Here is an 11,712-nt window from a genome sequence, read left to right as displayed (position 1 = left end):
CTTGCCAGCCCGCTCAGAGATGTGTATAAGAGACAGATGTAGACGTACGCGTAGTCGCCGGTCGCGCGGTGGCACTCGTCGAAGGTGAGGTGGGTCACGTCGCGCAGCGATATCCGGTTGCCGACGAGGTCGTTCTCGACGACCTGCGGCGTCGCGATCACGATGCGCGCGTCGTCCCACAGCGCGGCGCGGTCGTCGGGCTTCACGTCGCCGGTGAAGACGACGACGTCGTCGTCCGGGATCGACAGCGCCTCGCGGTAGAAGTCCGCGTGCTGCTGGACGAGGGGTTTCGTGGGGGCCAAGAAGAGCGCCTTCCCGCCCGCCTCGCGGAGGCGCTCGGCGGTGACGAGCAGGCTGACGGTCGTCTTGCCGAGGCCGGTCGGGAGACAGACGAGGGTGTGTTCGTCGGCGGCGGCGTCCGCGAGCTCCAGTTGGTAACGGCGTCGCTGTAGGAACCCGTCGACGATCAGGTCTCGGTCGATTCCGGCGGCCTCGGTCGCCATCGGCGGGGCTTCGCCGCCGTCGGCCTAAAGCCTTCGCGAAGCGGGGTGAAAGTTATCTCTCGCCGGAGCGCTCCTCTCGGAGCTCCTCCGGAACGTCCTCGTCGACCAGCTGTGCCCACTCGACGAGCCGGTCGCCGGATCTAGTCTGCGTACTCATCACGCGACGGATCTCCGTGATACGTCTTAACAGTTGCCCTGATTCCACACGATCTATTATCGATCCGAGCGCGACGGGCCCGCGATCGACCCGGCTCGTACCCTTCCGGTCGGCCGCGAGACGACTCGGCTCCGCCCGGGCCGACACGCACGCCTTTTACGCCTCACGCGCCTCCGGCCGCCATGAGCAACCTCGACGAGTTCCTCGCGGGCGAGCGGCTCGACGACGTGGTCTTCTACCTGAGCGACGCGTACCTCGACGACGACTCCCGACTGCGCGAGGTCGGCACCGAGACCGACTGCGGCGTCCGGCTGATCCTCGACGGCGAGACCGGTCGGTCCGCGTTCCAGGCCGGTACGGGGATGGGCGCGATGGAATTCGCGAAGACGGCGATGGACGCCGAGGGCGAGATCGAGCGCTCGCTCGACGGCGGCGCGTGTCCGTTCGCGGACGACCCGGACGCGGACCCCGACGACGACCACGACATCCGGTTCGTCTTCGCGTTCGCGGAGGCGCGAAACGAGGAGGTCGGCGGCCTCTACGCCGAGGGCGACGTGGTCCACGCCTACGCCCACTGTACGTGCGGCGAGAGTTACTCGCACAAGTGGGTCGTCGGCGACCGCGACGAGTAAAAAACCGCCGCGCGGCCCCCGACGCTACCTCCCTCCTCGCTCTACTCCTGCTCGGGCGCGTCGTCCTCCGGCACCGCCCCGTCGACGAGCGACTGGTCGCCGTACTGCTCCCGGAGGTCCTTCTTCGAGAACTTCCCGGTGGCGGTCTTGGGTACCTCGTCGATGAACTCCACCGCGTCCGGTACCCACCACTTGGGGTACTCGTCGCGGAGGCCGGTCTCGATCCGCTCGACGAGCTCGTCGCGGTCGACGCCTTCGGCGACGACGATGAAGGCCACGGGGCGCTCCTGCCAGCGCTCGTGGGGGACGCCGACCACGGCCGCCTCGCTGACGCCGTCGTAGGCCATGATCGCGTTCTCTAACTCGACGCTGGAGATCCACTCGCCGCCGGACTTGATCACGTCCTTCGTGCGGTCGACGAGCTGCATGTAGCCGTCCTCGTCGACGGTGACCACGTCGCCGGTCTTCAGCCAGCCGTCGACGAACTCCTCCTCGTTGGCCTCGGGGCGCTTGAAGTACTCCTTCGTGACCCACGGGCCGCGGATGCGGAGCTCGCCGAACGCCTCGCCGTCCCACGGGATCTCCTCGCCGTCCTCGTCGATGACCTCGAACTCTAGGCCGGGGGCGACGAGCCCCTGCTTCGAGCGCTTGTTCACCTGCGTCTCGTAGTCGGCCTCGCGCAGGTCGCTCTTGAGGTGCGAGACCGTCCCGATCGGCGACAGCTCCGTCATCCCCCACGCGTGAAGCACCTCGACGCCGCGCTCGTCGTACCACTCGATGAGCGCCTGCGGCGCGGCCGCGCCGCCGATGATCACGGTGTCGAGCGTCGAGAGGTCGACGTCGTTGCCCGCCTCGACGTGCTCGCGGAGCCCGAGCCACACCGTCGGCACGCCCGCGGAGATGGTCACGCCCTCCTCCTCGATCAGCGCGCCGAGGTCGGCGGGGTCCGGCGAGGGACCGGGGTAGACGTGTTTCGCGCCCGCGGCGGCCGCGGTGAACGGCATCCCCCACGCGTTGACGTGGAACATGGGAACGACGGGCATCACCACGTCGGAGTCCTCCATCGGGATCCCCTGCGGCGTCTGGGAGGCCATCGTGTGGCTCCACAGCATCGACTGGGTGTACTCGACGCCCTTCGGCTTCCCTGTCGTGCCGGAGGTGTAACAGAGGCCGGCGGGCTGGTCGCCGTCGAGGTCTGGCCAGTCGTACTCCGTCGAGTGGTCCGCGATGAACTCCTCGTAGGCGGGGGCGTCGAGCGCGTCGATCCCCTCCGATCCCATCGCGACGAAGTCGACGCCGTCGAACTCCGCGGCGCCCTCGGCGGCGCCGGCGATCTTCTCCGCCAGCGAGGGGTCGACGAAGATTATCTCGTCGTCGGCGTCGTCGACGATGTACTGGATGTGTTCGTCGGGCAGCAGGGGGTTTATCGTGTGGAGCTGCGCGCCCGTGTTCGGGACGCCGAAGTACGTCTCGAAGTGGCGCGTGTGGTTCCAACAGAACGTCGCGACGCGGTCGCCGCGCTCGATCCCGTAGTCGTCCAGGGCGTTCGCGAGCCGCGCGGTGCGGTCGGCGTACTCGGCGTAGGTGTGCCGCGTCCGCCCCTCGTGGGTCCGCGAGACGATCTCGGTGTCGGGGTACAGTCGCTCCGCGCGCCACATGAACGGTCGCAGGGTCTGAGCGTGTCCGCCTGGCATACCTCACACACCACGAGGTCGGGAACTATGAACGTTATCATGATTGATCGTGAATCTCCGCGAACGACCGACTGATCGCGGATCCTCGGCGGACACCGCCGAGGGTCTCGTCGCTCGGCTACACGCGCCCGGTTATAAGTAGAGGATCGACACGAACCCCGCCGAAGCCCCAGCCGCGAGGCGGGCGCACGCTCGCCGCGCTCCTCGTCGCTCATTTCACTCGCTCCCGCGGTACTCGCGTCGCCTGCGCCCGTCTCGCGACTGCCCCTTCGAACCCCGTCCCACAGCACCTCACGCCTCCCCAGCCTCGCCGCTCGCTCGGGGCTCCCTCCGGTCGCCCGCGTCGCTCGCGGCGTCCCTCGCGCGGTGCCGTTCGCGGCCGCCGGGAGCGGCCGCTCACGGGCACGCGCCGACCGGGCACACGCCGGCCGGGCACTCGCTATTTAAAAAGAAATTCAGCCTCGGAACAGGCTCGCGTGGACGGGCGCGTGGTCGGAGTCGGGCCGCGGGTCGTCGCCGTCGTCGCCGTCCTCGTCGGAGACGGCTCGGCCGTCGACGCCGTCGGCGAGGAAGTCCCGGACCGGCGGGCCGACGTGCTCAGGTTCGACGAGGAACGCGTCGTGGCCGTGGTCGGAGTCGACCACGTGGTGAGCGACGGGGACGCCGCTCTCGCGGAAGGCGTCCGCGAGCGACGCCGACTGCTCGACGGTGAAGTGCCAGTCGGCGGTGAAGCTCATGAGCAGCGTCTCGCCCTCGAAGGCGGCGAGCGCGTCGGCGTCGGTGCCATGCCCGGCGGCGAGGTCGTACTCGTCCATCGCGCGCGTCAGGTAGAGGTAGCTGTTCGCGTCGAAGCGGTCGCCGAACCCCTCCGCCTGGTAGTCGAGGTACGACTCGACCTCGCGGTACGGGAAGAACCCGGCCGTCGGCTCCGGCGGCAACCCGAGGTCGCCGTCCTCGCGGGTGAGCGAGTCGCGGCCGGCCGACCGCCGCCCGAACTTCCGCTCCATCGACGCCTTCGAGAGGTACATGATGTGGCCGATCTGCCGGGCGATCGCGAGCCCCTCGGTCGGGGCCGGCCGGCCGCCGCCGTAGTAGTCGCCCCCGTTCCAGTCCGCGTCCGCCCGGATCGACCGCCGCGCGACCGCGTCGAGCGCGAGACACTGCGCGTCGAGCCGGCCGGCGGTCGCGACGGCCACCACGCGGTCGACGTCGTCCGGGTACCGCTTCGCCCACTCCAGGGCGTTCATCCCCCCGACGCTGCCGCCGACGACCGCCCGGAGCCGACCGACGCCGAGGTGGTCGAGCAGCCGCCGCTGCGCCCGCGCCCAGTCTTCGACCTGGACCGGCGGGAAGGCGGTCCCCCACCGGTCGTGGTCGGGCTCCTCGCGGAGGTCGAGGTCGGCGGGCCGCTCGCTGGCGGGGCCGGTCGTCCCGTAACAGGAGCCCGGGACGTTCGCGCAGACGACGTAGTACTCGGTCGTGTCGATCGCCTTCCCCGGGCCGACGACGTCGTCCCACCACGCGCGGGCCTGCCCCGCCTGTCCGGCCTCCGAGGTCCCCGCGTCCCGGTCCGGCTCGGGCGAGCGCGCGACGTTCTGGCTCCCGGTGAGCGCGTGACAGACCAGCACGACGTTGTCGCCGTCGAACTCGCCGTGGGTCTCGTAGGCGACCTCGAAGTCGGGGACCGACTGCCCGCACTCGAAGGTGAACTCACCGAGCGAGGCGACGCCGTGGTCGGTCGGGACGGCGCTCATCGGTTCACACCCCCCTCGTCCGCGGCCCGGTCGTCCGCGGTTCGCTCGTCGCCGCCCCGCCCCGCCGCGGCGCGCTCGCCCGCGGCCAGCCCGACGTCGAGGTCGGCGATCACGTCGTCGGGGTCCTCGATCCCCACGGAGAGCCGGAGCATCTCGGGGTAGACGCCTGCGAGCCGCCGCTGGTCCGCGTCCATCTGCGCGTGGGTCGTCGAGGCCGGGTGGATGACGAGCGTCTTCGCGTCGCCGATGTTCGCGAGGAAGCTCGTCAGCTCGACCGCCTCGCAGAACGTCTTCGCGGCCTCGTAGCCGCCGTCGACGCCGAACGTCACCATCCCGCCGAAGCCGTCGAGGTACTTCGCGGCGTTGTCATGGCTCTCGTGGTCCTCGAACCCGGGGTAGCTTACCCAGTCGACGCGGTCTTCGTCGCGGAGGAACTCGGCCACCCGCCGCGCGTTCTCGCAGTGGCGCTCCATCCGCAGCGGAAGCGTGTTCAGCCCCTGAATCGTCTGCCACGCGTCGAAGGGCGACTGCTGGCCGCCGGTCGGCCGCACGCCGCGCTGGCGGGCGACGTTGGCGAACGCGGCGTCGCCGAACCGCTCGACGAAGTCGATCGGGTACGCGGGCGACTCGCCGTCGAGTTCGGCGTAGTCCGCGTCCGGGTGGTCCCACGGGAACCGCCCGCCGTCGACCACGACGCCGCCGACGGTGGTGCCGTTGCCCGTGATCCACTTCGTCGTCGACTCCCAGACGATGTCGGCGCCGTGTTCGAACGGGCGACAGCAGTACGGCGTCGCGAACGTGTTGTCGACCACGAGCGGCACCGCGTTCTCGTGGGCGATCGCGGCCAGCCGCTCGAAGTCGGGCGTGACGAGCGAGGGGTTCGCGAGCGTCTCGACGTGGACGAACGCGGTGTCGCCGTCGATCGCGTCGGCGTACGCCTCGTAATCGAGCGTCTCGACCAGCCGCGTCTCGATCCCGCGGCGGTCGGCGATGCTCGTGAGGTACGCGGCCGTCCCGCCGTACATCTCCGAACTGGCGACGACGTTGTCGCCCGCGCTCGCGAGGACGGTCGTTATCGCGTCGAACGCGGCCATCCCCGAGCCGGTCGCGACCGCGTCCGACCCCCCGGAGAGGGCGGCGATCCGCTCTTCCAAGACGTTCACCGTCGGGTTCGAGAGCCGGGAGTAGACGTGGCCCTCCGCCCGGAGCGCGTACAGCTCCGCCGCCGTGTCCGCGTCGTCGAAGACGTACGACGTCGTCTGATGGATCGGCGTGGCCCGAGCACCGGTGGCCGCGTCGGGCCCGCCGCCGGCGTGGAGGCTCCGGGTCGAAAACCCACGTGTCATGTTTGTTGCTCATACGCCTACGCACGGCTATAACTGTCAGTTACGGCAATTGATGCCCCCTTCCCGGCCGCTCCGCCCGAAGCGTGCGTTTATGCCCGATCGGGAGCCAAACGGTGGTAATGGCAGTCGCCGCCCCTGTTCCCGACCTCGCCGCCCGCGCGACCGACTGCGCCGACCGCCTGCGCGAGGCCGACCGGGTGCTGCTCGCCTCCCACATCGACGCCGACGGGATCACGAGCGCCGCGATCGCGTCCACCGCGTTCGCCCGGGCCGGTATCGACCACGAGGTCGTCTTCGAGAAGCAGCTGGACGCCGACTCGATCGCCGGGATCGCCGCCCGGGAGTTCGACGTCGTCTGCTTCACCGACTTCGGCTCCGGCCAGCTCGACGTCATCGCCGACCACGAGGCCCGCGGCGACTTCGTCCCCGTCGTCGCCGACCACCACCAGCCCGCCGACAGCGACACGCGGTACCACCTCAACCCCCTCCTCGAGGGGATCGACGGCGCGAGCGAGCTGTCGGGCGCCGGCGCGAGCTACCTCCTCGCCCGCGCGCTTGAGGGCCCCGACGGCGACAACCGCGACCTCGCCGGGCTCGCCGTCGTCGGGGCGGTCGGCGACATGCAGGACTCGACGGACGGCCTCGTCGGCGCGAACGAGTCGATCGTCGCCGACGGCGTCGACGCGGGCGTGCTCGACGCGCGGACCGACCTCGACCTGTACGGCAGACAGACCCGCCCGCTCCCGAAGTTCCTAGAGTACGCCTCCGACGTCCGCATCCCGGGGATCACCAACGACGAGGCCGGGGCCATCTCCTTCCTCGGGGACGTCGACGTCGACGCGAAACGCGACGGCGAGTGGCGGCGCTGGGTCGACCTCGACGCCGGGGAGCGCCAGCGGCTCGCCTCCGCGCTGATGCGCCGCGCGGTCGCCTCCGGCGTCCCGGCCGACCGGATCGAATCGCTCGTCGGCACCGCTTACACCCTCGTCGACGAGAAGCCGGGCACCGAACTCCGCGACGTCAGCGAGTTCTCCACCCTGCTCAACGCGACCGCGCGCTACGAGCGCGGCGACGTCGGGCTCGCGGTGTGTCTCGGCGACCGCGGGGACGCGCTCGCGGAGGCCCGGCGGCTCCTCCGCACCCACCGCAAGAACCTCTCCGAGGGGCTCCAGTGGGTCAAGACGGAGGGCGTCACCCACGAGGAGCACCTCCAGTGGTTCGACGCCGGGTCGCGCATCCGCGAGACCATCGTCGGCATCGTCGCCGGGATGGCGGTCGGCTCGCCCGCGGTCGATCGCTCGAAGCCCGTGATCGCCTTCGCCGAGGAGAGCGCCGAGGAACTGAAGGTGTCCTCGCGCGGCTCGCACGCCCTCGTCCGGCGCGGACTCGACCTCTCCGCGGTGATGCGCGAGGCGAGTCGGTCGGTCGGCGGCGACGGCGGCGGTCACGACGTGGCCGCGGGCGCGACGATCCCGATCGAGCAGCGCGACGCGTTCCTCGCCGAGGCCGACCGGATCGTCGACGACCAGCTCTCGTGAGTCGTCTCCGTCTCCCTCGCCCGCGCCGACGCGGCGGCCCCGGTCGCCGCCCCGCCGCCTCGGTCACCGGACCGTCGCGTAGGTCAAAAGCGACACCGCCAGCAGCTCCAGCACGCTCATCGCGAGCACCACCCGGCCCACGAGCGGGTCCATCGCGTACAGCGTCCGCATGCTCGCGAAGAAGAAGGCGATCGAGACTAGGTTCTCGACCAGCAGGACGCCGCTGAACCCGACCAGCCCGAGCAGCAGCGTCGACCCGAACTCGCGGTAGTTGCGGAGCCAGACCTCCGCCAGCACCGCTAACAGCGCGCTGTTGACGACCGCGATCAGCACGGCGACCCCGGTCGGCGACGCGGGGTTCATTCGGCGTCCACCTCCGCGGCGATCTCCTCGAACGTCTCCGCGTGGCGCTCGAAGCGGTCGGTCAGGAAGTACAGCTTCCCGTAGTCGTGGTCGCTCGGCTCGACGACGTCGTGGTCTTTCAGCATGTCGAGGTGGTGTGTGATCGTGTTGTAGTCGACGTCCAGCGCCTCCGCGAGCTCGTTCGCGTTCCGGGGGCGGTCGCGGAGCCGCCGGACGATCCGGACCCTGTTGGCGCCACCGCGGCTCGCGACGAACAGGTACCACAGGGCCTTCTCCATCTGACGTACTGGTGTGTCTAGCAGGCGGTGAAAGTCGTTTCGTCCCGGGTGGGTCCCCCGCGGTGCTCGGGCCGCGAGGACCGCGTCAGCCGACGGTCCGACGGACCCATCCCGACGCGCCGCTTGGGACGGAGCCCGACTCCTCGCTCGACTGGAGCGTCCCCGTCCCGTCGGTGGCGCGGACGACGACCTCGTGTTCCCCGTCCGGCTCGAAGACGTGCCGCCACTGCCGCCAGACGTCCGCGTCGGGCAGCGGGGCGGAGAGGGCGGCGTCGGTCCACGAGTCGCCGCCGTCGGTCGACACCTCGACGCGCTCGACTCCGCGCGTCCCGGCGTAGGCGTGGCCGGCCAGTTCGACCCGCCCGTCGTCGAGTTCGGTGATCCCCTCGTCCCAGAGCTTGGCGATCGTGTTCACCTCGCCGGTCCCCTCCCAGCCGCGCTCCTCCCAGTAACCGTCGTCCTCGACGCTGAGGAGCTCGATCTCCGAGAGCCACTTCACGTTCGTCTCGCCCCAGTGACCCGGGATCAGCACCCGCACCGGATGTCCGTGCCCGGAGGGGAGCTCCTTCCCGTTCATCCCCCACGCGAGGAACCCCTCGGCGAGCACGTCGACCGGGAACTGGACGTAGTAGCCGTCCTCCCCGCGCAGCATCGCGCAGTCGCACTCGCCCTGCGGGTCGACGGACTCGAGGAGCGGGCGGATCGGCGTCCCCGTCCAGACGGCGTTGTCCAGCTGCCGCCCGTTCAGGTCCTCGCCGACGCACCGCAGCGTGATCGCGCGGTGTTCGACCGGCCGGTCGATCAGTTCGTCGAAGGTGACCGTCCGGTCGGTCTCGGTCTCCCCGGTGAACGTCAGCGACCACTCGGCCGCGGTGACCTCCGGGTCGAACTCCGCGATGTCGACGTTGTAGAACTCCCCGATCGGACTCACCATGTCGTGGAGGTCCTCGCTCTCGAACGCGAGCCCGGCCGTGTCGAGCTCTTGGAGCCGGGCGGCGGCGCCCTCGGAGCGCGGCGCGTCGGCGAGCGGGTCGTCGACCCCGACGAACAGCCGCCGGCCGCCGGCCGCCGCGACGACGAACCCGAGCGCCCCCGCGACGACGCCGAGCGTCCGGCGGCGAACCGCGTCGAAACCCGCGGGGAGCCGACTCGCTCCCCCGGAGACCCTCTCCGCAGACACGTCGGAGGCGTCGTCCGGATCAGACTCCGACGGGGACGGCGAACCGGGGCCGTCGGCGGTCGGTCGGTCGGCCCACGCGGGCAACCAACCGATCCCGACGACCGCCGCCGCGGGGAGCGCCGCGCCCAGCGCGCCGATCGAGATACCGGTCAGCGCCGCCGCGAGGAGCCACGTCCCGCCGCCGGCGACGGCCACCGCGGTCGCCCGACGGTCGGTGCGGGCGGCGAGCCGAAGGCCCGCGAACGCGACCGCGCCGAACAGCCCGACGACGGCCGCGACCGCCATGGCGATGTGGATCAGGTGGCCGGCAGTGCCGAACGTCGTGATCGCGAACCTCACGACGGGTCCGGGCGTCAGGTTGACGATGGCCTGGTCGATCGGCCGCACGACGAACGACGGGGTCCACCCCGTCACGAGGTACGACCCCGCGACCGCGGCCGCCCCGGCCGCCGCCGCGAGGAGCGCGTCTCGGCGGTTGATATCGTTGATCATGCTCTACGTGGGTGTTACGGTCACTTGAACTACGTCCCCGACCGCCGGGTACTCGTGGCCGTCGTCGACCTCGCCCAGTCGGCGCACGACGCCGTCCTCCCCCGGGCCCTGGTCGGGGGCGTCCTGCGCGGGGGCCTGGTCGGGGCCGGCTCCGGGCGGTTCGGCGTTCGGCTCCGTCCCCGCGTCGAACAGCATCACGGCGTCGGTGACGTCGCCGTCGACCGGGTCGCCGCCTTCGGGCCAGAGCTCGATCCCTGCCTCGTCCGTCGAGACGAACGCGTCGTTCGAGGGGACGAACATCGACGCGAAGGAGAGCCGGTGGCCGGGCGAGACGTCGACCTCGAACTCGAACGCGCCGCCGGGCGCGATCGGCGGCGCTCCCGGGACCTCGCCGGTCGGATCGTTCGGGTCCGCGACGGTGTCCGCCGGCGTGTACGCTCCCGAGTGGTCGACGCCCGACGTTGCCTCGAGCTCGTCGACGAGTCCGTCCTCCCCCTCGAAGCCGGTCGGCGGCCCCGCCTCCGCGAGCGCTTCGAGGCCGATCGAGGCCGGCTCGCCGAGCTCGTAGATCGGGTTTTGCCCACCGTGGACGGCGTACGCGCCGGGCGTGATCCAGATCGCGCCGTTCGTCGGCCCGTCCGACGAATAGAAGTCCGCTGGCGCGACGTTCTCGATCCGGACCCGAACGGTGGCCGACTCCGCCATCCCGTCGTCGTCCGTCTCGTTATCCTCGTCCATCCCGTCGTCGCCGTCCGTCCCGTCGTCACCGCTCATACTGTCATTTCCTCCCATCTCGTCGTCGCCGTCCATCCCGTCCTCGTCACCCGTCTGACCGTCGCTCCCGCCGTCACTCAGGCAACCGGCCAGCGCCAGCGTCACGAGTCCGCCGCTCGCCGCCAGGAACCGCCGCCGCGTGTCTCGGTGCGTCATGTTCTCGACGAGGGCGATGACGGGGATATAGATTTTTCAACTACTGGACAAATTCCGTGCGGAGTGGGGGCAGGATCCGTTCAAACTTCGTTCGGGATCCGAACGCGGTCGACGGGTTCCGCGATCGGTCGCTACCGGTGCGGACAGCGGCGCTCGGCGTCGGTGAGCGTGGCGTCAGGCCGACTCGACGGTGTCGAGCGAGCGGCGGAAAACGGTCGGCGTCTCAGGCCTCGCCGAGGTCGCGGAACATCGCGCGGTAGTCGTCGGTCGACAGCGACTCGCCGAGGTCGTCGATGTCGGCGTCCAAGTCCTCCAGCCGCTCGACGAGTTCGGCGTACGCCTCGTTGCCCTCGCGCTGGGCGGCCGGCTTCTGCGAACTCAACACGGCGCGCTTGCTGGCGAGCGCGGCGGCCTCTTGGACGAGGTCGTCGTACTCGCTGCGGGTCAGGAGCGTGTCGATGGCGGCGAGCAGCTTCGAGCGGCTCACCGGCTTGGTGAGGTAGAGGTCGAACCCCATGTCGATGATGTCGAAGTCGGGTTCGACCGCGGTGACCATGGCCACGCGGCAGTCGTACTCCGCCTCGCGGATGTGTTCCAAGACGTCGTCGCCGCTCCCGTCGGGGAGTCGGCGGTCGAGGAGCACCACGTCGAGACCGGGGTCGACCCGGTCGATCGCCTCGGCGGCGGTCTCGGCGACGTCGACGGTGTACCGCTCCTCGAGGAAGCCGGCGTACAGCGCCGCGATGTCTGGCTCGTCCTCCACGACGAGTATCGACGGATCGCTCACCGTCGACCACCGCCGGGAGCGACCGGGCACGCTTCACCGGGCATACACGAACGGGGGG

Annotated in this window: 10 protein-coding genes and 1 pseudogene; 2 read left to right on the top strand and 9 right to left on the bottom strand. The window is 70.8% G+C overall.

What is annotated here, in order from left to right; genetic code table 11:
• Positions 1-28 precede the first annotated feature (28 nt).
• Positions 29-503 (bottom strand): annotated as a pseudogene (locus C464_RS20000) (DEAD/DEAH box helicase); the annotation flags it as partial.
• A 339-nt stretch (positions 504-842) separates the two neighbouring features.
• Here C464_RS20000 and C464_RS14680 point away from each other — a divergent pair.
• Entirely contained in the window at positions 843-1,292 is a 450-nt protein-coding gene (locus C464_RS14680) for a DUF5807 family protein (protein WP_006114540.1), read from the top strand.
• A gap of 41 nt (positions 1,293-1,333) precedes the next feature.
• Here the strand turns inward: C464_RS14680 and C464_RS14675 are convergent, their stop codons facing one another.
• The 3 genes from C464_RS14675 to C464_RS14665 all read right to left on the bottom strand — a co-directional run bounded on the left by C464_RS14675 (position 1,334) and on the right by C464_RS14665 (position 6,086).
• Positions 1,334-2,986 carry a long-chain fatty acid--CoA ligase gene (locus C464_RS14675; protein ID WP_006114539.1) on the bottom strand — a complete coding sequence of 551 codons (1,653 nt, stop codon included), beginning with the start codon at positions 2,984-2,986 and terminating at the stop codon, positions 1,334-1,336.
• Between the two features lie 455 nt (positions 2,987-3,441).
• The gene (gene metX / locus C464_RS14670; protein ID WP_006114538.1) at positions 3,442-4,740 is read right to left on the bottom strand and encodes a homoserine O-acetyltransferase MetX; all 1,299 of its coding nucleotides are present in this window, start codon (positions 4,738-4,740) and stop codon (positions 3,442-3,444) included.
• Entirely contained in the window at positions 4,737-6,086 is a 1,350-nt protein-coding gene (locus C464_RS14665; protein ID WP_006114537.1) for an O-acetylhomoserine aminocarboxypropyltransferase/cysteine synthase family protein, read from the bottom strand. The genes metX and C464_RS14665 overlap by 4 nt, the downstream gene beginning before the upstream one ends.
• A gap of 119 nt (positions 6,087-6,205) precedes the next feature.
• On the opposite strand from C464_RS14665, the gene C464_RS14660 reads away from it, so the two are divergent.
• Positions 6,206-7,624, top strand: coding sequence for a DHHA1 domain-containing protein (locus C464_RS14660; protein WP_006114536.1), 1,419 nt, complete (start codon positions 6,206-6,208; stop codon positions 7,622-7,624).
• A 63-nt stretch (positions 7,625-7,687) separates the two neighbouring features.
• Here the strand turns inward: C464_RS14660 and C464_RS14655 are convergent, their stop codons facing one another.
• From C464_RS14655 to C464_RS14635, 5 genes are all read right to left on the bottom strand, one after another.
• Complete coding sequence (locus C464_RS14655) at positions 7,688-7,987, bottom strand: hypothetical protein (protein WP_006114535.1); 300 nt, start codon at positions 7,985-7,987, stop codon at positions 7,688-7,690.
• Positions 7,984-8,265, bottom strand: coding sequence for a winged helix-turn-helix domain-containing protein (locus C464_RS14650; RefSeq protein WP_006114534.1), 282 nt, complete (start codon positions 8,263-8,265; stop codon positions 7,984-7,986). The genes C464_RS14655 and C464_RS14650 overlap by 4 nt, the downstream gene beginning before the upstream one ends.
• Before the next feature lie 85 nt (positions 8,266-8,350).
• Entirely contained in the window at positions 8,351-9,937 is a 1,587-nt protein-coding gene (locus tag C464_RS14645; RefSeq protein WP_006114533.1) for a molybdopterin-dependent oxidoreductase, read from the bottom strand.
• A 3-nt stretch (positions 9,938-9,940) separates the two neighbouring features.
• Positions 9,941-10,867 (bottom strand): spondin domain-containing protein, encoded by a 927-nt coding sequence (locus C464_RS14640; protein ID WP_006114532.1) that lies wholly within the window; start codon positions 10,865-10,867, stop codon positions 9,941-9,943.
• 223 nt (positions 10,868-11,090) lie between these two features.
• Positions 11,091-11,654 (bottom strand): HalX domain-containing protein, encoded by a 564-nt coding sequence (locus C464_RS14635; RefSeq protein WP_006114531.1) that lies wholly within the window; start codon positions 11,652-11,654, stop codon positions 11,091-11,093.
• Positions 11,655-11,712: the final 58 nt, after the last annotated feature.

Source organism: Halorubrum coriense DSM 10284, assembly GCF_000337035.1.
Classification (GTDB): domain Archaea; phylum Halobacteriota; class Halobacteria; order Halobacteriales; family Haloferacaceae; genus Halorubrum; species Halorubrum coriense.
Note: the sequence above shows the minus strand (reverse complement) of the source record. Positions and strands in the feature narration are given on the sequence as shown.